The following is a 25,572-nucleotide window of genomic DNA, read 5'->3' on the forward strand; positions in this document are numbered from 1 at the left end:
ATTTAATCAACGCATATTGATTAATTTCAACAGGTCCGTAACACTACGCCGTGACCGGACGAAAAACGCCCGCGCCGGCCGTTCGTCACGGCTGGCGCGGGCGTTGGATTGCCTGAAAGGCTAGGTCAGTTGGCCGGAGCGGTTCCCGCCGCGCCGACGGTCTCGGTCTCTTCGAGACCGCCGCCAAGCGAGCGATACAGCTCGACCAGATTACCGCCCTGGGTAAACCGAGTGGTGACCAGCTGCTGCTCGGCTGCATAGGCGATACGCTGGGCGTCGAGCGTGGTCAGGAACGAATCCACCCCCGCGCGGAAGCGGGCATCAGACAGCTTCGCCGCCACTTTCGCCGATTCCGCCCTGCTCGACTGCGCGCGGACCCGTTCACCGATCTTGCCGCGCTGGGCAAGGGCATCGGCGACTTCGCGAAACGCCGTCTGGATCGTCTTCTCATAGGTCGCGACGGCAGCCTGCTGCGACGCCTTTGCGTAGTTCAGGTTGCCGGTGCGGCGGCCGAAGTCGAACAGCGGCAGACCCACGCTGGGGCTGGCCGTATAAGTATAGCTACCGTCCTTGAACAGATCGGAGAGCCCCAGGCCAAGCGTACCGAGCGCACCGGTGAGCGAGATCGTCGGGAAGAACGCGGCGCGCGCGGCGCCGATGTTGGCGTTCTGGGCGATCAGCAGGTGCTCGGCCTGAAGCACGTCGGGACGGCGCAGCAGCACGTCGGAATTGACGTCGCCCGGCAGCGCATCGCGGGTCGCCGGCTCGGCGCCGAGACCTTCCGGAAGCTGCTCCTGCGCCACGGTGGTGCCGACCAGCAGGTTCAACGCGTTCTGGTCGAGCGCAACTGTCGCCTCCAGCGCGGCAATGTCGCTGACCGCGCCCTGATAGCTGGTGTCCGCCTGGCGCACTTCCAGCTCCGAACCGACGCCGATGCGGAACTGCTCCCGCGTGAGGCGCAGGGTGTCTTCGAATGTACGCAGGGTTTCCCGCGAAAGGCGAAGCTGTTCCTGGTCCGAGGCCATTGTCAGCCAGGCCGTGGCGATTTCGGCGATCAGGCTGATGCGGGTGGAGCGCTGGGCTTCCTCGCTGGCGAATACCTGCTCCTGCGCCGCGCGTGACAGGTTACGCACGCGCCCGAACAGGTCCAGTTCGAAGGACGAGAGGCCGATGGTGGCCTGGTAGATCTCGATGTCCTGCGAGGAACCGGTGCCCGTACCGACTCCAGTCCCGGCGCCGCCGGCACCCTGGAGGTTGTTGGTGAAGGTTCCGGTGCCGGTGGCGTTGACCGTCGGCAGCAGATCCGCGCGCTGGACCCGCAGCTGAGCGCGGGCCTGAAGCACGTTGGCCGCCGCGATCCGCAGATCGCGGTTATTGGCGAGACCCGTCTCGATCACCTGCCGCAGGCGGGGATCGAGGAAGAAGTCCCGCCAGCCGATGCGCGACACGTCTACGGCATCGGTGGCCGCGGCGGGATAGACCCCGCCTTGGGGCAAGGCGGCCGGGATGGCGCCTGCGGGCCGCTCGTACTTGGGTGCAAGGTTGCACCCGGCGAGCAGCGCAGTGCCGGTGAGCAGGGCGATGAGCGACTTGGTCATGTTCAGAATCCCTGCGGCCCGACGCCGTCTTCGGAGGGGCGGTGCATGTCTTCGGTTACCGGCTTCTGCCGGTCGGTCTGCCCGTGGTTGAACAGGCGGCAGATGACCACGAAGAACATCGGCACGAAGAAGATCGCGAAGACCGTGGCGGAAAGCATACCACCAACCACGGCGCGTCCGATGGCGTTCTGGCCGCCGGCGCCCGCGCCAGTGGAGAGCGCCAGCGGCAGCACGCCGAAGATGAAGGCCAGCGAGGTCATCAGGATCGGGCGCAGACGCAGTCTTGCCGCTTCCATCGCCGCATCGAAGGCGTTCATGCCCGCCTGCACGCGCTCCTCTGCAAACTCGACGATGAGGATCGCGTTCTTCGCCGAGACACCGATCGTCGTTATCAGGCCCACCTGCAGGTAGATGTCGTTGTTGAGCCCCGTCATCCACGCGGCAGTGACCGCACCGATGACGCCCAGCGGCACGACCAGCAGCACCGAGATCGGCACCGACCAGCTTTCGTACAGCGCGGCAAGGCAGAGGAACACGATGAACAGCGACAGCGCGTAAAGCATCGGCGCCTGACCGCCGGAGAGGCGTTCCTCATAGGACAGGCCGGTCCATTCCAGACCCGTGCCCGGGGGCAGTTTCGCCTGCATCTCGGTGATCGCCGCCATGGCGCCGCCGGTGCTCAGGCCCTGGCCCGGCGCACCCTGCAGCTGAACTGCGGGACGACCGTTGTAGCGCGTAAGGGTGACCGGGGCGGTCTTCCAGGACAGCGTGGAGAAGGCGCCGAAGGGTGCCATCTCGCCGCTGGTTCCGCGCACGTAGAAGTTCTGAAGGTCCTCGGGAACCTGACGATAGGGCTCGTCGGCCTGAAGGTAGACGCGCTTGGTACGGCCGCGATCGAGGAAGTCGTTCACATATGCGCCGCCCCAGGCCGACGAGATTTCCGTGTTGATCGCACTGAGATTGAGGCCCAGCGCGCTCGCCTTGTCCTGATCGATCTTGATGTCGAGCTGCGGTGCATCCTCGAGGCTGACCGGGCGCACCTGGGCGACGCGCTTGTCGCCAGCGGCCATGCCCAGCATCTGATTGCGCGCGGCAATCAGCTTCTCGTGGCCCATGTTGGTCTCGTCGACCAGCCACAGGTCGAAGCCGGTGGCATTGCCCAGTTCCTGCACGGCAGGCGGCACCAACGCGAAGATCATCGCGTCACGATATTTCGAGAACGTGCCCATGGACCGGCCTGCGATCGCGGCAGCGTGGTTTTCCCCGCCGCTGCGGGCAGCCCAGTCCTTCAGCTTGATGAACGCCATGCCGGCGCTCTGGCCCTGGCCGTTGAAGGAGAAGCCGTTGATGGTGAAGACGGATTCGACGTTGGCTTTCTCATCTTTGAGGAAGTGGTCGCGCACCAGGTCCAGTCCTTTCTGGGTCCGGGGCAGCGTGCTGCCCGGAGGGCCCTGGACAAGCGCAATCATAATGCCCTGGTCCTCGTCCGGCAGGAAGCCGCCGGGCAGGCGCGAGAAGACCAGAGCCATGATCCCCGCGATAACCAGGTAGATCAGGCTCGAGCGCTTCCATCTGCGCGCGGTGCTGCTGACGCCCTTTTCATACTTCTTCGTACCCCGGTCGAACTTGTCGTTGAACCAGCGGAAGAAGCGGGCGAACAGGCCGTTGCCCTGCCCCTGCTTGGGGTCATGAGGCTTGAGGATCGTGGCGCAGAGCGCCGGTGTCAGGATCAAGGCGACCATCACCGACAGCGCCATCGAAGACACGATGGTGATCGAGAATTGGCGATAGATGACGCCGGTCGATCCGCCGAAGAACGCCATCGGCAGGAACACCGCCGAAAGCACCATGCCGATGCCGATCAGCGCGCCGCTGATCTCATCCATGGATTTTCGCGCTGCTTCCTTGGGAGACAGATGCTCCGTCTGGATCAGGCGCTCGACGTTCTCGACCACGACGATGGCGTCATCGACCAGAAGGCCGATCGCCAGCACCATGCCGAACAAGGTCAATGTATTGATGGAATAGCCGAGCATCGACATCACGCCGAACGTGCCAAGCAGCACGACCGGAACCGCGATCGTCGGAATGATCGTAGCACGCCAGTTCTGGAGGAACAGGAACATGACGAGGAACACGAGCACGACCGCTTCGACCAGCGTGTGCACCACCTGCTCGACCGAGAGGCGGACGAACGGGGTGGAGTCGTAAGGGAAGGCGACCTTGACGTCCGCGGGGAAGTTCTTGGCGATCTTCTCCACTTCGGCCTTCACCGCATCCACGGTGTCGAGGGCGTTCGCGCCCGAAGCCAGCCTGACGCCGAAACCGGAAGAGTTCTTGCCGTTGTACTGCGTTTCGAAGCCGTAGGTTTCCGCGCCCAGTTCGACGCGCGCTACGTCACGCAGACGCACGATCGCGCCGCCCTGGTCGGTGCGCAGGCGGATGTTACCGAATTCCTCAGGCGTCTGCAGACGCGACTGGACCGATACGGTGACGTTGAGCTGCTGCTCCTTGGACGAGGGAAGCTGGCCGAGCTGACCGGCCGAAACCTGTGCGTTCTGGGCCGAAACAGCGGTGCTGATATCGGCGATCGTCAGGTTGTAACTGCGCAGCTTGAGCGGATCGACCCAGATGCGCATCGCGTACTGAGTGCCGAAGATCTGCAGTTCGCCGACGCCGTTGATGCGGCTGACCGGGTCCTGGACCTGGCTGACGATATAGTCGGAAAGGTCGGTGGAGCTGTGGCTGCCGTCCTCGGAATAGATGGCGGTGACCAGCAGGAAGCTAGCCGCCGACTTCTGCACCTGCACGCCTTGGCGCTGAACGTCCTGCGGCAGGAGCGAAGTCGCCGCCTGCAGCTTGTTCTGCACCTGCACCTGCGCGATGTCGGGGTCAGTGCCCTGCTCGAAGGTCAGGGTGATGGTGACCCTGCCCGCCGAAGAGGACGAGGCCGAGAAGTAGCGAAGGTTGTCGATGCCCTTGAGCTGCTGCTCGATGATCTGCGTCGTCGTGCGCTCAAGCGTTTCGGCGTCGGCGCCCGGATAGGCGGCGCTGATCGTGACCGTTGGCGGCGCGATCTCGGGAAACTGCGAGATCGGCAGGCTGCGGATCGCGATCGCGCCGAACATCATCAGCACGATCGCGATGACCCATGCGAAGATGGGCCTGTCGATGAAATAGCGAGACATGGTCTGTTACTGCCCCTGCTTCGGCTGCTGGCCTGCCGCCGGAGCGTTGCCGCCGGCCTTCGCCGCCACGGCCTTGACCGCCGCGCCGGGACGCGCGTTCTGCGCGCCTTCGACGATGACCTTTTCACCCGCCTTCAGGCCGCCGGTGACCAGCCAGTTGGTGCCGACCGTGCGCGGTGCGGTGATCTTGCGACCCTCGACCTTGCCCTGCGCGCCGACGACGAGCACCGTCGGGGTGCCCTTTTCATCGCGTGTAACGGCGACCTGCGGGATCAGGATGCCGTTGCTGCGGGTGCCTTCGACCAATTCGGCGCGCACATACATGCCGGGAAGCAGCAGACCGCCGGAGTTGGGGAACTGCGCCCGCACGACCTGGCTGCCGGTAGCGGGATCGACGCTGACGTCGGTGAACTTGAGCACACCTTCCTGCGGATAGACGCTGCCGTCCTCCAGCTTCAGGCGCACGCGTGCGTCGCCGCCTTCGCGTGAGATTTCGCCCGAAAGCAGTTGCTGGCGCAGCCTGAGAACGTCAGCGCTGGATTGCTGGATGTCGACGAAGATCGGGTCGATCTTCTGAATCGTGGTCAGGGCCTCGGCCTGCGAAGCCGATACGAGAGCGCCGGTAGTGAAGGTCGAACGCCCGATACGGCCCGAAATCGGCGCGCGCAGGGTGGTGCGGCCCAGATCGATCTCGGCGGTCCGCAGCGCGGCCTGCTGGGCAGCGACGTCCGCCTGTGCCTGCTGCGCGGCCACGACGGCGTTCTCTGCGTCCTGACGCGAAATCGCGTTGATCTTCACCAGTTCGTTATAGCGCCGCGAAAGGGCGGAGGTGGAAGCAATCGCCGCACGGGCACGGCCCAGAGCGGCACGGGCGCTTGCAACCTGCGCTTCGTAAGGTGCTGGATCGATGCGATAAAGCGCCTGACCGGCGGTGACCTGGTCACCTTCGGTGAACAGGCGCTGCAGGATCAAACCGTTGACCTGCGGACGAACGTCCGAAGTCTCGTAAGCACTGGTGCGGCCCGGAAGCTCGGTGCTGATGACCACGGCTTCCTCGCGCACGGTCACGACGCCTACCTCGGGCGGACCTGCGGGCGCGGCTTGCTGCCCTCCCCCTCCACATGCAGACAGCAGCAGCACCAGGGCCGGGGTGATCTTTTTCATGGAGTCTATCCGCCAAAGGAGTTAAAGCGTGAGTGAGTGTTCACTCATGATTCGGGCGCTCTTTATTGCGTCGCAGCATTCAATGCAAGTCGGGACGGGGAATGACAAACAACTGTACTATCGACCGACCGCGCGCCGCACGGTCGGCGGCCCGGCGGCAACACCTTCTCCTCATAGCGCGTAACCTTTTTGCTGAGAAAGGGTTCCATCAGACCGGTGTGGCGCAGATCGCCAACGCTTCCGGCATCGCTGTCGGCCAGATTTACAGGGACTTCGCGAACAAGGAGGCGATCATCGCCGCCATCTGCGAGGCCGACCTTGCCGGCTGGCTTCAGGAGGAAGTTCTTGAGGCCGCGGTGGCTGCCAGGGACAGTCAGGCGATCCGTGACTGGATCGAACGCGTCGCCATCGAGGAACCCACGAAGGAGGAGCGCCGGCTGATGTGCGACCTGCTTGCGGAGGTTGGCCGCAACCCTATCATCGCGGAAATCAACCGCAAAGTGAACGAACGTCTCAACACCAGCCTGGAGGCCGCGCTCGTTTCGCTCGCGCCCGACACCACGCAGCAGCAGCGTCGCACGATGATGGATTTCATCCTGTCGATCTCGTGGGGGATGGTCGCGCGGATGGAACTGTTTCCCTACCGCGAACATGCAACCCTGCACCGCTATGTCGGCTCGCTGCTTCGCCAGGAGATCGCCGCTCTGGGCCGCTGAAAAGGCCCGCCCTGCCGCGCGAATCCCTCCAACGGGTTCAACGGATGGGCCGCACCATCGCCGCAACACGATTCGAGTCCGGCAACTGGCTGGAAACGGCACAATCGTGCGCGTTTGAGGGGTCTGGACATTCTTGCTTGTTCGTATCATCCTGATGCCATTGAAGACCGAACAATACGGTCTCGTGATAGGATGCCAAAATGATGATCGAGAATAGTGACGTTGATACCGGCGATAAGGCAATGATCATTCTGCAGAGCCTGATCTGCTACCTGCGTGAAAAGAACGTGCTCTCTCGCGCGGATATGGAAGAACTGCGCGACCGCGTGGAGGCCCGTATCGCTGCGTCCGAGACCAGCCTTCCCTGCGGCCAGGCCATCGCTGCGGCGGCTGCAAGCGAAATGCGCGAACTCGACGACTTCTGCGGTAAGAAGTACGGCGGCAAGCATCGGCGCCGGGTAAACTGACCACCCGAAGCGCGCCTGTCGAAACCGGCGCGCGCACTGTCATGGAGCTTTGGCGGGGATTTCAAACTCGACCCTGAGCCCCTGCCCAGGCACATTGGCCGCGACTAAGCGGCCCCTGTGTGCGGCAACCGCGCGTGACGCGATCGCAAGACCAAGGCCCAGACCCTGGCCATCCGTCTGTCCTCGCACGAACGGTTCGAACAGGGTGTCGATCAGATCCGGCGGCACGCCCGGTCCTTCGTCGACGACCGACAGGCGAAATGCGCCTTCACCGGCCAGGTACGCGCAGCGGACCTCGATCCGCCCTCCCGGCGGGGAAAAGCGCAGCGCATTGCGCACAACGTTCTCTATCGCCCGGCGCATCAGCTCAGAACTGCCGCGCACCGGCGGGCGCCCCTCTTCCTCTTCGCCCGGCGCATCGAAGGCGATCTCGACAGCCCCCGGCTGCGCTTCATAGCGGGCATCGGCAATAACGCTGGCCGCCACGCCGACAAGGTCGAAGTAGTCGTCGCCGGGGTCCTGCTCGTTCTCGGCGCGGGCCAGCATGAGCAGTTCGCCGACTAGCCCGTCCAGCCGCTCGACCTCGCGCTCCATCCGGTCCATCGCGCTTTCGATCCGCGCCGGGCTCTGCCGCGCCAGCGCGATCGCCAATTGCAGCCGCGCCAGCGGGGAGCGCAATTCATGCGAAACGTCGTGGAGCAGCCGGTCGCGGCCCTGCACCAACTGCTCGATCAGCCGCGCCGTGCGGTCGAATTCATGGGCAAGGTCCGCCACTTCGTCCCGCCGCGCGCCGATCGCGGGTGAAACCCGCGTTGCCAGTTCGCCGCGGGCAAGGCGTTCGAACCCGCGCCGCAGGTGGTTGATCGGGGCCAGCAGATACCAAGCGAGAAGCCCGCTGAAGAGCAGTCCCGCCAGCAAGCCCGTCACCACGAGTTCGCGCGGGACGTTGAGCAGCCCGGGCGAATCATCGCGGTGATAGCGAAAGCGCAGGAGATAACGCGCCCCCGCCGGGTCACTCACCCGCCGCTCCAGCACAGCGTACCCTTCGCCGGGTCGCGCCGGGGTCGCGCCGTCGGCGACGAGTTCCAGGCGGCGGCGCGAATCCTCGGGCAGGTTCGGCAACATCGCTCGGTAGCGCCCCGGGCCGCCGCCCGCGACTGCCTGCACAGCCGCCTCCAGCACCGGCGGGCCGATATGGCGGGTCATCAGGAATTCCGGCGGTTCGCGGTCTCCGCGCAGCGCGAAGAGCAGCCAGACCGCCTGCGTCATCACCACGAAGGTGACAAGGAACGCCAGCAGGATCTTCCAGAACAGCCGCCGTCCGGCCAACAGCCGCCCGATCCGGAGGCTCATCAGCGGACCCCCAGCCGGTAGCCGACGCCGCGCACCGTCTCCACGTTGGCCGCGCCGCGTGAGACCGATTCCAGCTTTTGGCGCAGGTTGCTGACGTGGACGTCAACACTGCGGTCATAAGTCTGGCGCGCACGGCCAAGACCCCGCAACGAAATCTCGTCCTTGGTTGCTACCGCCTCGCCGGCTCGGGCCAGCACCAGCAGGATGTTGAATTCGGACGCGGTCAATTCCACGGCCGCGCCTTGCCACTGCGCCTTGCGCGCGGCGACCTGCACTTCCAGCCCGCCCATCGCGATCGTTGCGGGCTGCAGGGCGGCCACCGGCTGCTGGCGGCGCAGGTTGGCGCGCAACCGGGCGACCAGCTCCCGCGGATAGCAGGGCTTGGCGACGTAATCGTCCGCGCCCAGCTCCAGCCCTATCACCTTGTCCACCTCGTCGCCGCGGGCGGAGAGCATGATGACCGGCACCTGATTGCTTTCCCGCAGGGCACGCAGCAGATCGATTCCGTTGAGGCGAGGCAGCATGATATCCAGCACCACCGCGTCATGCTCACCCGAAAGCGCGCGCGCCAGCCCCCGCCCGCCATCGGAGACGATCTCGACGCGGAAGCCTTCGCTTTCGAGATATTCGCCGAGCATGGCGCCCAGTTCGTGATCGTCGTCGATCAGCAGGATGCGTTTGGAATCCTCGTCCACCAAGCCTTGATGGCCCAGCATCGCGCCGTTGTCAGCCGAAGCCTGCTTACCCTTACGAAAACTTTACAAATCCCTGTCGAAGTCTTTACCCACAACTCACCAGCCACAAGCCATACCGGAGCCCATGTTCACCACTCGTCGCATCGTGATCGGTGGCGCCATTCTGGGCGCGTGTATTCTCCTCCTCGTGTGGAAGCTGTTCCTGTCGGGGCCGGCCGAGCCCAATGTCGCGACCGCCAAGGTCGTGCGCGGCGCGATCGAGCATACGGTCGAGGCGACCGGCACGCTTGAGCCCAAGGAACTGGTCAGCGTGGGCGCGCAGGTCGGCGGCCGGCTGGACCAGCTCAACGTCGCGGTAGGCGACGTGGTGCGTCAGGGCGACCTCATCGGCCTGATCGATCCGCGCACCCAGACCAACAGCCTGGAGACGGCAAAGGCCAATCTCGCCAACACGCAGGCCCAGCTTGCCGGCGCAAAGGCTACCCTGGCGCAAGCCCAACTCGCCTTCCGCCGCCAGCAGGCCCTGGGATCTGGCGAGGCGACCTCGCAGCAGGACTTCGAGGCGGCACGCGCAACTCTGCAATCCGCGCAGGCCAGCTACGATGCGCTGCAGGCGCAGATCCGTGCGGCCGGGGTCAGCGTCGATACCGCGCAGGTACAACTGGGCTATACCAAGATAACCGCGCCGATGGACGGAGTGGTCGTCGCCGTGGTCAGCAAGCAGGGGCAGACGGTCAACGCCAACCAGTCGGCACCGACCATCGTCGTCCTCGCCAAGCTGGATGTGATGACGATCAAGGCCGAAGTGTCCGAGGCCGACGTCATCAACGTAAAGCCCGGCCTGCCGGTCTATTTCACCATCCTGGGCGACCCGGACAAGCGCTATGAAGCCAGGCTGCGCCTGATCGAACCGGCGCCCGAATCCATCGTCGACGAAGTCAGCACCAGTTCGAGCAGCTCCTCGACCAGCAGCACCTCCACGGCGATCTACTACAACGCCCTGTTCGAAGTCCCCAACAACGACGGCCGCCTGCGCGCGCTGATGACCGCCAAGGTCTCCATCGTGCTGGACCGCCGGGCCAATGCCCTGTCCATCCCGGCCACAGCGCTCGGCGCCAAGGACAAGAACGGAAGCTACACGGTGCGCGTGAAGACCGGGGAAGGCCTGATCGAGAACCGCCAGATCAGGATCGGGCTCAACAACAACGTCAATGTCGAGGTCGTCTCCGGCCTCAAGGAAGGCGAGAACGTGGTGGTCGGAGAGGCCAGCGCGGCAACCGCATCGAGCGGCCGCCGCATGGGCCCACCGGGTTTCTGAGGCGGCGATGACCACCACGCCGCTCCTGTCGCTGTCGAAAGTCCGGCGTGAATATCCTTCGGGTGACGGTGTCTTCGCCGCGCTCAAGGACATCGACCTGACGATCCAGGCGGGCGAGATGGTCGCCATCGTCGGCCAGTCCGGTTCGGGCAAGTCGACGCTGATGAATATTCTGGGCTGCCTCGACCGGCCGACCTCCGGATCGTACCGGGTCAGCGGGCGCGACACCGGCAAGCTGGAGCCGGACGAACTGGCCGCCCTGCGCCGCGAGCATTTCGGCTTCATCTTCCAGCGCTACCACCTGCTCACCGACCTTTCCGCGCTCGGCAATGTGGAAGTTCCGGCAGTTTATGCCGGCAAGCCGCGCGGCGAGCGGGCGGACCGGGCCGGGCAACTGCTCGCCCGCCTCGGCCTGGGTGAGCGCACCAAGCACCGGCCCGGCCAGCTTTCGGGCGGCCAGCAACAGCGCGTCTCGATCGCGCGCGCATTGATGAACGGCGGCGAGGTGATCTTCGCGGACGAGCCGACCGGCGCGCTCGACAGCGCCAGCGGCGTCGAGGTCATGGCTATCCTCGGCGAACTCCATGCCGAAGGTCACACGGTCATCATCGTCACCCACGACATGCACGTCGCCGAACACGCCGACCGGATCATCGAGATCCACGACGGCGAGATCATCGACGACCGCCGCAAGGGCGAGGCCAGGCAGGCTGCCACCCTGCCCCCGCCGGTCCAGGGCACCAGCGGCTTCCAGCAGCTTGCCGACCGGTTTCGGGAAGCCTTCCGCATGGCGGTGCTGGCGATGTCCGCGCACAAGCTGCGCACTTTCCTGACGATGCTGGGCATCATCATCGGCATCGCCTCGGTCGTATCCGTGGTGGCGCTGGGCAAGGGGTCGCAGGAGCAGATCCTCTCGGACATCTCGGGGCTGGGCACCAGCACCCTCACCGTCTTCCCCGGCAAGAGCTTCGGCGACATGCGATCGGGCAAGATCCAGACGCTCAAGGACACCGACGCCGACGCGCTCTCGCAGCTTTCGTACATCGACAGTGTGACCCCCAGCGTCTCCTCCAGCGTCACCGCCCGCTACCGCAACGTCGCCGCTACGGCGAGCGTCAGCGGCGTCGGCGCAGACTACTTCCGCGTGCGTGGTTTGAAGCTGGTGTCAGGCAGCCTGTTCGACCAGCAAAGCGTGCGCCGCCTCGAGCAGGACGCCGTTGTCGACGAGAACACCGTGAAAACCCTGTTCCCGGACGGCGAAGACCCGCTGGGCAAGGTCGTCCTGCTGAGCAAGGTGCCCGTGCGCATCGTCGGCGTCGTGGGCACCCAGCAGCAGGGCTTCGGCGGCAGCGACAGCCTGACCGCTTACGTGCCCTACACCACGGTGATGAGCCGGATGCTGGGCCAATCCTACGTATCGAACATCACCGTGCGCATCGCCGACAATACCCCCACCTCGGCGGCGGAGGCGGCGGTGACGCAGCTTCTGACCCAGCGCCACGGCACGGTCGACTTCTTCATCAGCAACTCCGACGACATCCGCGCCACGATCACCAGCGCCACCCAGACGATGACGCTGCTGGTGGCCGCGATCGCGGTGATTTCGCTGATCGTGGGCGGTATCGGGGTGATGAACATCATGCTCGTCTCGGTCACCGAGCGCACCGCCGAAATCGGCGTGCGCATGGCCGTCGGCGCGCGCCAGTCGGACATTCTCCAGCAGTTCCTGATCGAGGCGATTCTGGTATGCCTGATCGGCGGCGTGATCGGGGTGCTGCTGTCACTTTCGGTGGGCGTCGTGTTCTACCTTGCGAGCGCCCCGATAACCCTGTCCTACTCGACCACTTCGATCGTTGCCGCCTTCGTGTGCTCCACGATGATCGGCATCGTTTTCGGCTTCCTACCCGCGCGCCGCGCAGCCCGGCTCGACCCGGTCGACGCCCTTTCGAGAGATTAAGCGTGCATAGGCCCTTCCCTTCTCCGCAGCTGCTCGCCGTGCTTGCACTGCTTCCCCTGACCGCCGGCTGCGCGGGCGTGACCCGCTCGCATTACGCCGCGCCTTCGGTCCCGGTCGCGGCCGGATGGGACGCCGCTCCGGTCGGCGATCCCGCCCGCGCAGGCGGGCCGTGGTGGAACGAATTTGCCGATCCCGCCCTCACCTCGCTGGTGGAGCAGGTGCTGGCGACCAACGCCGACCTTGCCGCGGCCGGCCTTCGCCTGAAACGCGCGCGCCTGTCGTCCGATCTGGCGCGGCAGGCATTGCTCCCCAGTTTCACGGCGGGGCTGTCCTCCAACGCCTCGAAGCCGCTGGAGGGCGGCGCATCGTGGACCAAAGGCAGCACCGGTTCGCTGGGCGCCTCGTGGGAGATCGACCTTTTCGGCAAGCTCGACGCGCAGGCAGACGCGGCGCGCTGGGAAGCGCAGGCCACCGCGCAGGATCTGGCCGGAACGCGGCTTTCGCTTATCAGCACCGCTGTGCAGGCCTGGTGGCAGCTGGGCTATGCCAACGAGCAGATCGCGCTGGGCGACCAGAGCATCGCCTATGTCAAGCGCGCGCTGGAACTGGTGCAGCGCCAGTATGACGCCGGCGCCGTATCCCGCGTGGAACTGCGCGATGCGCAGCAGTCGGTCGCATCGCAGGAAGCCGCGCAGACGCAGCTGGTGCAGGCCCGCGTCGAGGCGCTGAAAGCCCTCGCCGCGTTGCTGGATCGGCAGGGTTACGACGGCGAGGAACTGCGTGTCCTGCCCCAAAGCGCCCTGCCCGCCATCGACGCAGGCGTGCCCGCCTCGCTGCTTGCGCGCCGGCCCGACCTTGCCGCCGCCGAACTGCGCGTGCGCGGAACGCTGGCGACCAGCGATGCCACCACGGCAAGCTACTACCCCGGCTTCAGCCTGACCGGGGCGCTGGGAACGGCCAGTTCCTCGCTGCTCACGTTCTTCAGCAACCCCGCCGCCAGCCTCGGCGCGGCGCTGTCGTTGCCGGAACTGAACCCGGTCAAGGTGCGCCTCGCCACCGGCGTCGCCCGCACGGATTACGACATCGCCGTCCAGGCCTTCCGCCAGACCTTCTACGACGCCCTGCGCGATACCCAGATCAGCCTTTCCGCTCGCGACCAGTTCATCGCACAGGCCCGGTTCCTGGACGCCAACTACACCGCCGCCAAGGACGCCGAGGCCCTGTACGAGCGCCAGTACCGCAATGGCCTCATAACCCTGCGCCTGTGGCTGGACGCGCAGGAACGCTTGCGCAGCGCGCGCAGCAGCCTGCTACAGAACCGCTACAACCAGCTGACTGCCCAAGTGCAGGTCTATCAGGCGCTGGGCGGGGGTACGGCGACCCCCGCCTCCTGAAGGCGCCAGTCAGGCGCCGAAGCCGCCGTCGATGGTGTGCATGGCGCCGGTGATGCCGCGCGCATCCGCGCTCACAAGATACGAAACAAAGCTCGCAACTTCCGCGCCGGTGCCGTGGCGCTTGATGGCCATGACGCTGTGCATCAGTTCGGCCATGGGGCCGTCGGCGGGATTCATTTCGGTGTCGGTCGGTCCGGGCTGGACGACGTTGACCGTGATTTCGCGCGGACCGAAATCACGCGCAAGCCCGCGCACCACGCCCTGCAAGGCCGACTTCGTCATCGCATAGGCGGCAAGGCCGGGGAACGGCATGCTGTCGCCGTTGACCGAGCCGATGAACACGATGCGCCCGCCTTCAGGCATGGTCCGCGCCGCCTCGACGGCGGCATGGTAGGGCGCGCGTACGTTCACGTCGATCATGCGGTCGACCGCGTCGGCATCCAGTTCCAGCGGGTCACCAGCCACCAGCAGGCCCGCGTTGAACACCAGGATATCGGCCGGTCCGGCATCGCGCACAGTCTTTATCAGGCCATCGCGATCGGCAGCGTCCGAACGGATCGCCGTGGTCCCGGTCTCCTGCGCCAGAACCTCGGCGGCTTGCTGAGAGCCTGCATAAGTGAAATCGACTTGCGCGCCGTCAGCCGCCAGTCTCTTTACGATAGCCGCACCAATGCCTCGGCTGCCGCCGATCACAAGTGCCTTCTTGCCTGCGATTCCTGCCATGTCACATTCCTTGATAAATATTGAGTGACCGCTACATATATCTCGCCAAAAGGGTGTTCAAGAGGTATTTTGTAGTGACTGCTAATTTAATATCGGGAAGGGGCAGGCCGCGCGGCTTCGATACCGAGCAGGCGCTGGCGACAGGTGAGGCGCTGTTCCACGAAAAGGGCTACGACGGCGTCGGCCTTGCCGCGCTGACCAGCGCCCTGGGCATCAAGCCGCCCAGCTTCTACGCCGCCTTCGGCAGCAAGGCTGCCTTCTTCGAGCGTGTCCTCCAGCGCTACAGTTCGGCGGCCACCCCAATCGAGGACCTTTTCGTACCCGGCCGCCCGCCCATCGATGCTCTGGCGCAGTTGCTATTGGGGTCAGCCCGCGACTACGCCGCCGATCCGGGGCGGCGCGGGTGCCTCGTACTGGAGGCCGCGCGCTCCTCCACAGATGCCGAAATCTGCCAGTTGGCTCGCACTGCCGCCCAGCACCCGCGCACCGCTATTCGCGGTTTTCTGATGCAGTCGCACCCCGATGCGGCAGACGGCGTGACGGACATGGTGATCGCCACGATGTCCGGCATGTCCGCCGCCGCTCGGGAAGGCTGGGACGAAGAACGACTGTCCCGCGTCGCCCGCATTGCCTTGATGGGGATCGCGGCGGAACTGGGTGATTAACTATGGGCCCGATTAACGCTGCGATAGTGCAAACCGGATCGAGGCGTTAAACGGCCCGCATGATACACCCCTCCCCCCTCCGGCAGATCGGCATAATCGGCACAGGCAGGGTGGCACGCGCCATGGCACTGGCCCTTGGCAAACAAGACGCCGCGCCGCCGATGTTCTGGGGCCGCACACGCGCGGCAGTGGACGAGGCGACCACACAGATCGGTCAAGGCACGGCAGCGGACAGCCTCACCGCGCTTGTGCAGGCCTGCGATATCGCCGTGATTGCGGTGGCGGACGATGCGATCGCGGCTGTTGTTGAAGCGCTGGCTGAGGCCGGGCAGCTGGACCACGCCCCCCTCGTCTTCCACGTCAGCGGCAGCAGCGGCACGGCGATCCTTTCCGCCCTGCGCGGCAATGGCGCGCTGACGGCGGCGATACATCCGGCCATGACCTTCACCGGCGATCCGCACCTTGAAGTGCTCCGCATGGCCGGGGCAAGTTTCGCCGTCACCGGCGCGAATGCCGAAGCGGTGGCCCGGGCCCATGCGCTTGTCGAAAAGCTGGGCGGGGTCCCGGTCGACGTGGCCGAAGCGCAGCGCACGCTCTATCACGCGGCCCTGTGCCACGCGGCCAATCACCTCGTCACGCTGATCGCAGGAGCATCAGGCGCCTTGCGGGCGGCCGGAGCGGAAAAGCCGGGAGACCTCCTGGCCCCGCTGGTACGCGCGGCGCTGGAGAATACGCTCCAACGCGGTATCGGCGCCTTGTCAGGGCCGGTGCTGCGCGGCGACGCGGGCACCGTCGGCGCTCATCTCACAGCGATCGAGGCGGGCTACCCTCAAATGCTGGCACCCTATCGCGCCATGGCGCTGGCAACCGTCGAGGAACTCGCACGGAAGGACCCATCAGCACACCCTGTACAAATACGCGAGGTTCTGGCTCGCACGACCTGAACGCTTGCAACAAGGCCCAGATCGAAACCACGACGTCTTTAACGGGCGAAGGCTTTCACTTCAGCCAGTCGGATCGCGCGGCCCGGCTGCGGGGTCATGGTCACGCGGATACGGTCGGTGCCCAGCGTTGGCCAGCGGACCTGCGTGATGCCGTTGGCAAGCGCCGCCACCGGTGTGCCGAGCTTGTTCCAGCGGCCGTCGCGCCATGCTTCTACCGTGACGTTGCGCGGCGCCGCGAACTGCTTGCCGTCGGCGAAGAAGGCCAGTTCGGCGCGCCCCAGCGTGACCATCTTGCCGAAGTCCAGTGCATACCACTGCGGCTTCGACGAAACGGCCGAATCCCAACCGTTGGGCAGTTCCGGGTAGAACCACGCGCGGCCGTCGACGGCGTCGTGCAGCTTCTCCGCATCGGTGCCGGACGAGGCGCTCGGCTTCGGGAAGCCGCTGCGCACCAGTTGCACCGCAAGGTTCACCTCGCGCACGATGGGCGCATTGGCCTTGCGCGGCACCGCTACTTCCAGGCGCCCGAGATCGGCGCGGCGGGCGACTTCGCGGCCGTCCACCTCGATGGCGAGGCCCTTGCCCCGGCCGTAATGCGCGCCGTCCACATCCCACGTCACAGAGACTTCGTGGCCGTGATAGGGCACTCGCTCGGCCCGAAACCAGGCCAGCGCTTGCGGATCGCCGGCGGCGGGGAGCAGCGGCTTCACTTCCAGCACGTCGTCCGCGCGGGGGCGGATTCCGACTACGCCGGACAGGATCAGGTCGTTGTAGCCCGAGTGGAAATAGTGGTGGCTGCGGTCTAGCCCGACGATCGGCTTGCCGGTTTCGGGATCGTAGTCCTCCTCCAGATCCAGGCGCTCGTCGGCGCCGGTGCCCTGATAATGCATCTGGGTGTAGAGGCGAAGCTGCTGCATCCAGTCACTGCGGGTGACAGAGCCGCGCTCGTCGTAGTGGTCGAGCAGGTTGGCCATGCCGGTCAGGACCTGCGTGGTCTGGTAGGGCCAGATCGGACCGTTCCACTGGCATTCGCGCGCATCGCCCAGATAGCGGTACTGCCGCATGTAGTATTCGTAATTCTTCTCCACCGTGCGCATCCCGGCCTTGCCGGCAAGCGACTGCGCATCGAGCAGGTGGTTCCACGCCTTCGAATACTTCGCCTCGTCCGGGACAAGGTCGAACATCCACGGCAGGTAGCCGACCAGTTCGCGGTTGCGGATCGGGTCCCAGTATTTGACGTGCTCGTTGGTGATCTGGTGGCGGTCGGTGAAATGGCCCAGCGCCGGGTTCCACAGGTCCGCCAGAACGCGGGTGCGCAGAGCCTCGGCGCGGGCGGTATATTCCTTCGCCATCGCCGTATCGCCAGCCATCTGCGCCATGCGCGACAGAGCGCGGGCGTTGGCGAACATGTAGCTGTTGACCGAAGGGCGGAACGAATCCCCGCCCCGGAAGCCATCCTTGCCGCCCGATGCATCGATCGAGGAGACAGTATACTCGGTCGCATCCAGCAGCGGCTCGACGAAGTAGAGCCCCTTGTCGAAGTCGAACTTCTCGTCCCACAGACGGTAGATGTGGCGCATCGTCTTCAGATGAGCGAGCAGCGCATCGCGGTCACCGTCGACAAGATATCGGCCCCAGACCGAGTCCGCCATGTGATCGGTGAAATGGCGGTCGTTGCCGCCCTCGTACATAAAATCGACGTAGTCAGCGGTGAAGCGCCGGTCGTTCAGCCAGCGCCCTTCGGCAATGTGGAAACCGCTGGCGTCATTGAGGCTCGCGTAAGGTTCGCGCTGCCAGTCGACATCGTCAGCGAATTCGGTGGTGACATACCCTTGCGCACCAAGATCGCGCTGGTGTGCGCGGAACAGGCCCCAGCGGTAGTAGTAAACCGCATCGATCTTCGCATCGGCGGATTCGAAGAAGGGGATGCGGCCCTCATACCAGGCGGCGTCGTTACCATAACGCGCCCTGGCAATGGCGGGGATATCGAGCGCGGCGGGCTTTGCCGCTGCGGTGGATTTTTCAGACGCGGGCATGGGCGGGCTGGCCGCCGTTGCAAGAAGCGCCGCGACGGCAAGAAATTTCCGCATTTTTCCGCGCATCGTTACCCCTTCAGGTGAGCGGCAGTAAGTGGGGCGGCCGGCCCCCCGGGGATGTTGGGAGAGGAAGGAACCCCGGAAAGAACGGCCGCCCGTGGGGAGAGCTGCGACGGAATGGCAATAACGCCGCAGCCTGCCCCGATCAGTCGAACTTGAAGCGCACACCCACCGCGAACGTGCGGTCGATCAGCAGCGTGCTGGAGTTGAACTGCTGCGGATTACCGACATCGCCGAACTTGTAGTAGTTCTGCTGCTTCGCCTTGGTGAGGTTCACCGCGTCGAAGGTGATGCCGATGTCCTTGTTGACGTTGAGGGTCAGCTGCAGGTCGAGGCTCTTTTCAGGCGCGCGCCAGAAGCCGATCGGGTTCGCGAAGGAGCGGCCCTCGTTGCTCTGGAGGAAGCCCTTGCGCCACACATAGGACAGGCGGGCACCGATCGGGCCGCTGTCGTAGGCGAGCGTGGCGTTGTACGAGAGCTTCGACACGCCGAAGAAGGCGGACTTGGTGGAGCCGGTGATCGCGCCGTTCGTGTCTACGACCGGAATGGTCTGCTCGGAGTCGAGGATCGTGGCGCTGCCGGTGAAGCCAAGGCCGTTCAGCGGACCGGGCAGATAGGTCGGGAAGTAGGTCAGGCCCAGTTCCACACCCTTCAGCACGCCGTCCGAAGCATTCACCGGACGGGTGATGTTGAAGATCTCGGTGTAGGTCTCATTACGCGGCAGGTAGTTGTTCGGGATAATCTCCCGCGCAGTCAGAGGAACGACCAGACCGCTGATCTCGCGGCGGAAGGCCGTCGCGTAGATCGCGCTGTTGCGCTCGAAGTACCATTCAACGGCCACGTCGATGTTCTTCGAATGCGTCGCACCCAGGTTTGCGTTACCCGCGCTGCCGGAGCCGAAGCCGATGCGCGACAGGTCACCCGTGAGCGAGACGTTAGGGTTCAGGTCGCCGAAGGCCGGACGGCGCAGCGTCTCGCCGTAGTTGAAACGGATGCGCAGGTTGTCGGTGATGCCGTAGCGCGCGGTGAACGAGGGCAGGAACTTCGACGACCCGGTCGAAACCGTGGTGCGGGCGAAGTTGTTACCGCGATCGAAGTAGTCGTAATCGGTATCGATCGACACATAGCGCACGCCTGCCTGCAGCTGCAGCGGACGTCCGAACAGCTCGATCTCGCCGTCGGCCATGATGTAAGCTGCGGTGTTGATCTCGCCGATGCCGAAAACGTGGCCGAAAGTCAGCTGGTCGGAGAGCAGCAGGCCCGAATTGACCGACTGGTACAGAGTGCGAACCGCGTCCCTGTCCATGCTGCGCGGGTCGGCCAGCACCCAGCTGGTCGGAATGTCCGCGCGGCCATCGAAGAAGCCGCTGTTGGTGAACGGGGTGCCCTGGCTGAACTGGTCGAGGGTGATGCCCAGACCGCCCGCGCCCTGATCGCGCACGTAGTTGTCGGCCTTGCGATCATCGTAGCGGAAGCCCGCCTTGATGCGGCGCAGGAAGCCTTCGTCCCACTCATGCTCGCCGTCGAGCATCACGGTCAGCGCGCTGCCGGTGTTCTTGGTGCCGCTGTCGAACAGGTTCCCCACTGTCCACGCCGAAGCGTCGGTCAGGACGCCCTGGTTGCCAAAGCTGTAGGAGGGCAGGCCGCCGCCGGCGTTGAAATCGACGTCGATGTCGAGCGGGCCGCGGTCGGTGCGGATGGCGAAGAACGAAGTCTCGTTCTTGCTGTCCTGATAGGCGATATCGGCCGTGATCTTGCCGCGATCACCCACGTCCCACTTCGCGTTGAAGGCGTAGACGTAGCTGTCGGTCTTGTTGGTGGCGGTGTCGCCGCTGTTGAAGCCGGCGACGGAGCCAGCCTGACGCGACTTGATGATGTTGGTGCCGTCGTACAGTTCGAAGGTCGAACCGGGGTTGTCCCCAAGGTCACCCCACCAGTCGACGAAGCTAAAGTTCAGGCTGTTGAAGGTCTTGCCGCGGAAGCCGGTGTAGAAGACCTCTGCCGTGTAGACCGAACGGTCATTCGGCGCCCACTGCAACGCAGCGTTGATGGCGCGGCGCTTACGCTCGCCGTAAAGGTCCGAGGCGATGACCGCATCGCGCGACAGGTAGTACGGCGTATCGACGCCGTTGATGTTCAGCGTGGAGCCGGGCGCGGTAGGCAGGCCGGCATCGAGACCCGGCGTCCAGTTCTGGTTGCGGTCGCCCGGGAAGATGCGCTCAAGCGGGGTCAGGCCGCTGCCGGCAGTGGGGTTTTCAGTGGCGAACGGCACCATGGCGCCGGCCTGAAGGTTCTGGTTGCGGAACTGGGCCTTGGTGTAGCTGGCGTTCACCAGGAAGCCGATGTCGCCGATGCCGGTTTCCCAGCGATCGCTGACGAGCAGCGCGCCATTGGGGTTCGCCTTGTCGGCCAGTTCGCTGTAGACACCGCGCACGAGACCCGAAACCGTAAAGCCGTCGAAGTCGAACGGACGCCGGGTCTGCACGTCGATCTGGCCGGCAAGACCGGTCTCGATCTGGTCGGCAGAGCGGGTCTTGTAGACGTCGATCTTCTTGACGAGGTTCGCCGAGATATCCTGCAGCGCGAACGAAGTGCCCGCAGCGGTGAAGATGTTGCGGCCGTTCAGCGTGGTCAGCGGATCGGTCAGGCCGCGGATCGTGATCGTCGCGGCTTCACCGCCGGCACGGTCGGTGACCTGGATGCCGGTGACGCGCTGCAGCGCCTCGACGACGTTGTTGTCGGGCAGCTTGCCTACGTCTTCGGCCACGATCGAGTCGACGATCTGGACATTGTCCTTACGGGCATTGATGGCGCCCACGATCGAAGCACGTACGCCGGTAACGATGATGTCTTCTGCCGTCGCAGAGCCGTCTCCGACAGCCTCCTGAGGAGCAACTTCCTGTGCATGGGAGATGCCCGACAGAGCCAGAGCGAAAACGGATACAGTGCAGAATGCAAATGGCTTGAGCGCCATATATCAACCCTCCCAGTTGGGGCTGGCCGATACCATGCCCCGCAAATTACTCGGACTAGTTATTAGTCGGACTAATGGGTTGCAAGTGAAAAAGCACAGCGCCTTTCAAAAAGCCGTCGCAGGTGTGGCCGATCAGCCGCACGACCACCCGGAACGTCGCGATTCCGGGCGGTTCAGTGGATTTAACAGTCAGCCCGGCAGCCATGCGCTGGCCGGATCGGCGGTGCGGGCGAGTCGTACGTTGTCTGAGGAATGTGCGAGGGCCTTGCCCGCAAACGCCTGTGATACGAAACAGACGGCGCCGCCCTTGCCTTCTTCGCGGCGGAAGCGATCGGCGCCCGGTGCGCCGCCTGTCGCGGCAGCGGGGGCCAGGGTCACTGAACCATCGGCTGCGGCGACAAGAACGTGATCCCGCTTGAGAATCGGCGAGATTTGCACGGTGCCGTCACCAGCAGGCAGCGAGCGGAACTGGGTCTGCGCGAGCGGCGCATTGCCGAGGATGAGACGGTCGCCGTCATGCGCGAGGTTGACGCCGCGCCGAACGGCAGGCGCGAAGCGCTCAGGCAGAGGGCCGTTGCCGACAGGGACGCCGAAGTCGGGATTGCCGGCCGCGTCGAAATACAGACGCTGTATGCGGGTATGACGGTCCGGGTTGTAGAGCGGATCGCCCTCGATCGCCTCGTAATCGCGGCCGTGGTAGACGAGGATGGGGTTGCCCTTTTCGTCCACGGTGAAGCTGTTGTGGCCCGGCCCGTAGACTGAAGTTTCGCGGCAGGTGACGAAGACCGGCTCCTGCGACTTGGTCCAGGCGCGCGGGTCCATCAGGTTCGCGTTCTCGTCGATCGTCAGCAGGCCCATGCAGTACCGCGCGTCGGTGGCGCTGGCGGAATAGGTCATGAACAGGCGGCCATCGTGGACGATGAAGGCGGACCCTTCGTTGACCTTGTAGCCGCGCACTTCCCAGTCCAACGTCGGCACCGTCAGGCGCGCAGGCGCCGCCGCCAGTGTCAGCGCGTCCTTCATGGGCGCGATGTAGACGTTGGAATTGGTGTCGATCCCCGCCTCGCGCTGCGCCCACGAGAAGTAGCGCACGCCGCGGTGCGTGAAGATCGTGGAGTCGAGGTTGAAGCTGTCCCACGGCGCCTTGAACTGGCCGAGCACGGACCAGTTGCCGGTCATCGGATCGGGTCCATCACAGACCACGGCAAAGGTGCGGATGCGGAACACGTCCTCGCCGCCGCCGCTGGGACCGGCTGCGAAATAGACGATCCAGCGCCCGTCGACGAAATGCAGTTCGGGCGCCCAGAGGAAGCCCGACATCGGACCGCTCGCTTCATGGCGCCACAGGACCCGCTCCTCGGCGGTGGCAAGGCCGGCCAGCGTCTTTGCGCGGCGCAGGGCAAGGCGGTCGTACTCGGGCACGGAGCCCATCAGATAGTACCAGCCATCGGTGTGCAGGAATATCTGCGTATCGGCGCGCTGGCGCACCAGCGGGTTGCTCGGCACCGGTGCGGACGGGGCCGCCGGGGCGTTCAAAGCGGTCTTGCCGGGGGCCGTGCAGGCGAGCGGAAGCAGCGAGGTGGCGGCCGCGAAAGCGCGGCGCGAAAGAAGCATCGTCATGTCGTCCTCTCCGGTGTTCTTGTGTGGTTGAGTATCTTTAGGTGTTGTTCGGGTCAGACCAAAAAGGACGCCCCGGCCAGGCCAAAACCCGGCCGGGGCGCCGTCAGGTGGGTTCAGTATTCAGCCGTAGGCCAGCCGTCAGCTTCCCAGCGGATCGGCGCAATGCGCAAGGTAGGCGCACCGTCGGCCTGCTTGTCGTAAGCGTGGTAGACGACGTAACTCGTGCCGTCCTTGTCGGTGAAAGCACCGGCATGGCCCGGTCCCCGGAAGCGCTGCTGCTCCTGCAGATCGGCACGCAGGAAGATCGTGCCGCCGCCCTGCATCATCTCGCTGCCATCCTTGCCGAGGTACGGCCCGGTGACCTTTTTCGCGCGGCCGACCACAGTGTAGTAGGTGCTGTTCACGCCCTTGCAGCAGTAGTCGTAGGACGCCAGCAGGTAATACCAGCCGCCGTGCGGAATGATGAACGGCGCCTCAACCGGAGCGGGTCCGCCTGCCGGAGCAAGGCGGCGCGCGATCGAATAAGGCTCAGTCCCGGGGGCGACCTTGCCAGTCTTCGCATCGAGCGGGAACAGCTTCAGGCCGCTCCAGAAACTGCCCAGCGATAGCCACTGGCGGCCCTGCGCATCGACCACGAAGTTCGGATCGATCGCGTTGAAATCGTCCTCCTTCGTGGACATCACGACTAGGCCCTTGTCCTTCCACTTCGCCTTCGCGCCCAGCACAGGGCTGGTGGCGAGGCCGATGGCGGAACGGTTCGAGCCGAAGGTCGAGACCGAATAATAGAGCCGGTATTCACCGTTCACGAAGGAAATGTCGGGCGCCCAGATGCCTTCGGTGCCAGGCACGGCCTCCTTGGTCCACGCCGGCATTTCAGCGAAGACCGAACCCGCGTCGGCCCAGGTCTTAAGGTCCTTCGAGGTCTTGATGCCGATATATTTGCCCACGGTGCTGAACACGTAATACGTGTCACCCTCGCGGATGATGACCGGATCATGCACCGTCAGATCACCCGAAAGCTGCGAATTCAGCGACTTGCCCGCATCCTGAGCAGGCGCCGCGCCGGGAAGTCCCAGCGCGGCAAGAGCGAGAATCCAGCCCTTCATTTCAGTTCGAGCACGACGACCGACTTGGCCGGCAGCGTCACGACAAGCTGGCCGCCCTGCACGCTGGCGCCGGTGAAGGCCGCAGGCTTGACCACTTCGGGCGCGTCGAAGGTGTTGTGCGAATTGATCGCCGAGGCCGTGAGGATACGCCCCGTCACCGCCGAAGCGTTCATGCCGTCCAGCTTGATCGTCACTGTATTCGGCTGGTTGGGGTCAAGGTTGGAGAGGCCGACGTGGATCGTGCCGTCCTTCGCCTTCACCGCCGAGCCGCTCACCGCCGGCATCGTGAACTCGTCCTTGGCGTACCAGGGGGACTTGATCTCGATCGGCAGCACGGTGGCATCCTGCCACGGCTTGTACATCTCGAAGACGTGATAGGTCGGCGTCAGCACCATCTTGTCACCGTCCGCGAAGATCATCGCCTGAAGCACGTTCACCATCTGCGCGATGGCGGTCATGCGCACGCGGTCGGCGTGCTTGGCGAAGATGTCGAGGTGGATCGAGGCGATCAGCGCATCGCGCAAGGTGTTCTGCTGGCGCAGGAATCCGGGGTGCGTGCCCTCGTCCTGTGCGTACCACGAACCCCATTCGTCCACGGCCAGGAAGACCCGCTTTTCGGGGTCGTACTTGTCCATGATGGCGCTGTGCTTGGTGATCAGCTCGTCCATCTTGCGCGCGCCGTTCAGCGCATCGGCCCAGCCATGCTCGTCGAATGCGACGGCAGGTGCGCGCGGCGGCCAGCCACCGGCGGGGTGGACGTAGTAGTGCAGCGAAACGCCGTCGAGCTGGCCTGCGGCGACACGCATCATCGTGTCGGTCCAGGTGTAGTCGTCGACGTTGGCGCCGGCGGCGATCTTCTGGATCTTGGTGCCGGCGGGTGCCTTGATGAAGGTCGCGTAGCGGCGCGTCTCGTCCGCTGCGAATTCGGGACGCATGTTACCGCCGCAGCCCCACAGCTCGTTGCCGACGCCGAAGAACTCGACCTTCCAGGGCGCCTTGTGGCCGTTCTTCGCACGCTCGTCAGCAAGGCTGCCGGCGGGCGAGGTCATGTATTCCACCCATTCCGCCATCTCGCGCGGGGTGCCGTTGCCGACGTTGCCGGCGACGTATGCCTCGGCGCCAACTTGGCGGATCAGCTCGAAGAATTCGTGCGTGCCCACGGTGTTCGGTTCGGTAACGCCGCCCCAGTGCGTGTTGATCTTGACCGGGCGCTTGTTCTGCGGGCCGATGCCTTCACGCCAGTTGTACTCGTCGGCGAAGCAGCCGCCGGGCCAGCGGATCACCGGCACCGACAGGTCGCGCAGGGCCTGCACCACGTCGTTGCGGAAGCCGTTGGTGTTGGGGATCTTGCTGTTCTTGCCGACCCACAGGCCGCCATAAATACCCGTGCCGAGGTGCTCGGCGAACTGGGTGAAGATTTCCTTGTGGTAGACCGGGCCGGGCTTATCCGCCTCGATCGTCGCTGTGGTCGGCTGGCCGCCCGTATCGGCCTGCGCGGTCGAAGCCAATGGGCCGGTGAGCGCGGTTGCGCCCAGCAGCAGGGCCAGTGTCGTGCGGCTAAATGCTTTCATCATGGTGTGTCCCCTCCCAGGGA

18 protein-coding genes are annotated in these 25,572 nt (G+C 65.1%); 7 read left to right on the forward strand and 11 right to left on the reverse strand.

Going from position 1 to position 25,572, the window contains the following annotated elements:
* Window positions 1-125 precede the first annotated feature (125 nt).
* From GVL61_RS19275 to GVL61_RS19285, 3 genes are read right to left on the reverse strand one after another with little or no spacing between them, the layout of a single operon-like run.
* Entirely contained in the window at window positions 126-1,598 is a 1,473-nt protein-coding gene (locus tag GVL61_RS19275; protein ID WP_200844830.1) for an efflux transporter outer membrane subunit, read from the reverse strand.
* Window positions 1,599-1,600: 2 nt separating this feature from the next.
* Complete coding sequence (locus GVL61_RS19280) at window positions 1,601-4,786, reverse strand: efflux RND transporter permease subunit (protein WP_159982286.1); 3,186 nt, start codon at window positions 4,784-4,786, stop codon at window positions 1,601-1,603.
* A 6-nt stretch (window positions 4,787-4,792) separates the two neighbouring features.
* Window positions 4,793-5,950 carry an efflux RND transporter periplasmic adaptor subunit gene (locus tag GVL61_RS19285; RefSeq protein WP_159982287.1) on the reverse strand — a complete coding sequence of 386 codons (1,158 nt, stop codon included), beginning with the start codon at window positions 5,948-5,950 and terminating at the stop codon, window positions 4,793-4,795.
* Between the two features lie 101 nt (window positions 5,951-6,051).
* On the opposite strand from GVL61_RS19285, the gene GVL61_RS19290 reads away from it, so the two are divergent.
* Window positions 6,052-6,666, forward strand: a complete 615-nt coding sequence (locus tag GVL61_RS19290) for a TetR/AcrR family transcriptional regulator (RefSeq protein ID WP_159982288.1) — start codon at window positions 6,052-6,054, stop codon at window positions 6,664-6,666.
* Window positions 6,667-6,869: 203 nt separating this feature from the next.
* The gene (locus GVL61_RS19295; RefSeq protein ID WP_059153028.1) at window positions 6,870-7,133 is read left to right on the forward strand and encodes a hypothetical protein; all 264 of its coding nucleotides are present in this window, start codon (window positions 6,870-6,872) and stop codon (window positions 7,131-7,133) included.
* Between the two features lie 39 nt (window positions 7,134-7,172).
* Here GVL61_RS19295 and GVL61_RS19300 read toward each other — a convergent pair whose 3' ends face one another.
* Entirely contained in the window at window positions 7,173-8,486 is a 1,314-nt protein-coding gene (locus tag GVL61_RS19300; RefSeq protein ID WP_159982289.1) for a cell wall metabolism sensor histidine kinase WalK, read from the reverse strand.
* Window positions 8,486-9,202, reverse strand: coding sequence for a response regulator transcription factor (locus GVL61_RS19305; protein WP_159982290.1), 717 nt, complete (start codon window positions 9,200-9,202; stop codon window positions 8,486-8,488). Before GVL61_RS19305 ends, GVL61_RS19300 begins: the two co-directional genes overlap by 1 nt.
* Before the next feature lie 103 nt (window positions 9,203-9,305).
* On the opposite strand from GVL61_RS19305, the gene GVL61_RS19310 reads away from it, so the two are divergent.
* Genes GVL61_RS19310 through GVL61_RS19320 form a run of 3 tightly spaced genes read left to right on the forward strand, consistent with a single transcriptional unit; the run spans window position 9,306 to window position 13,850 of the window.
* Window positions 9,306-10,499: an efflux RND transporter periplasmic adaptor subunit gene (locus GVL61_RS19310; protein ID WP_159982291.1), complete on the forward strand. Its 1,194-nt coding sequence runs from the start codon at window positions 9,306-9,308 to the stop codon at window positions 10,497-10,499.
* Window positions 10,500-10,506: 7 nt separating this feature from the next.
* Entirely contained in the window at window positions 10,507-12,456 is a 1,950-nt protein-coding gene (locus GVL61_RS19315; RefSeq protein ID WP_159982292.1) for a MacB family efflux pump subunit, read from the forward strand.
* A 2-nt stretch (window positions 12,457-12,458) separates the two neighbouring features.
* Complete coding sequence (locus tag GVL61_RS19320) at window positions 12,459-13,850, forward strand: efflux transporter outer membrane subunit (protein WP_159982293.1); 1,392 nt, start codon at window positions 12,459-12,461, stop codon at window positions 13,848-13,850.
* Window positions 13,851-13,859: 9 nt separating this feature from the next.
* Here the strand turns inward: GVL61_RS19320 and bdcA are convergent, their stop codons facing one another.
* Window positions 13,860-14,573 (reverse strand): SDR family oxidoreductase, encoded by a 714-nt coding sequence (gene bdcA / locus GVL61_RS19325; protein ID WP_159982294.1) that lies wholly within the window; start codon window positions 14,571-14,573, stop codon window positions 13,860-13,862.
* A gap of 74 nt (window positions 14,574-14,647) precedes the next feature.
* Between bdcA and GVL61_RS19330 the strand changes: the two genes are divergently transcribed.
* Both GVL61_RS19330 and GVL61_RS19335 read left to right on the forward strand, forming a co-directional pair.
* A complete protein-coding gene (locus GVL61_RS19330; protein WP_159982295.1) occupies window positions 14,648-15,238 on the forward strand; it encodes a TetR/AcrR family transcriptional regulator in 591 nt (196 codons plus the stop codon).
* Window positions 15,239-15,297: 59 nt separating this feature from the next.
* A complete protein-coding gene (locus GVL61_RS19335) occupies window positions 15,298-16,182 on the forward strand; it encodes a Rossmann-like and DUF2520 domain-containing protein (protein WP_159982296.1) in 885 nt (294 codons plus the stop codon).
* 38 nt (window positions 16,183-16,220) lie between these two features.
* On the opposite strand, the gene GVL61_RS19340 is transcribed toward GVL61_RS19335, so the two are convergent.
* The 5 genes from GVL61_RS19340 to GVL61_RS19360 form a co-directional block, all read right to left on the reverse strand.
* Window positions 16,221-18,272, reverse strand: coding sequence for a glycosyl hydrolase family 65 protein (locus tag GVL61_RS19340; protein ID WP_235037804.1), 2,052 nt, complete (start codon window positions 18,270-18,272; stop codon window positions 16,221-16,223).
* A gap of 151 nt (window positions 18,273-18,423) precedes the next feature.
* Window positions 18,424-21,252, reverse strand: coding sequence for a TonB-dependent receptor (locus tag GVL61_RS19345; protein WP_159982298.1), 2,829 nt, complete (start codon window positions 21,250-21,252; stop codon window positions 18,424-18,426).
* Between the two features lie 189 nt (window positions 21,253-21,441).
* Complete coding sequence (locus GVL61_RS19350; protein ID WP_159982299.1) at window positions 21,442-22,872, reverse strand: family 43 glycosylhydrolase; 1,431 nt, start codon at window positions 22,870-22,872, stop codon at window positions 21,442-21,444.
* A gap of 113 nt (window positions 22,873-22,985) precedes the next feature.
* Entirely contained in the window at window positions 22,986-23,978 is a 993-nt protein-coding gene (locus GVL61_RS19355; RefSeq protein ID WP_159982300.1) for an arabinan endo-1,5-alpha-L-arabinosidase, read from the reverse strand.
* A complete protein-coding gene (locus GVL61_RS19360) occupies window positions 23,975-25,552 on the reverse strand; it encodes an alpha-N-arabinofuranosidase (RefSeq protein ID WP_159982301.1) in 1,578 nt (525 codons plus the stop codon). Before GVL61_RS19360 ends, GVL61_RS19355 begins: the two co-directional genes overlap by 4 nt.
* Window positions 25,553-25,572 lie beyond the last annotated feature (20 nt).

This window comes from Novosphingobium sp. 18050, from assembly GCF_902706195.1.
Taxonomy (GTDB): Bacteria; Pseudomonadota; Alphaproteobacteria; order Sphingomonadales; family Sphingomonadaceae; genus Novosphingobium.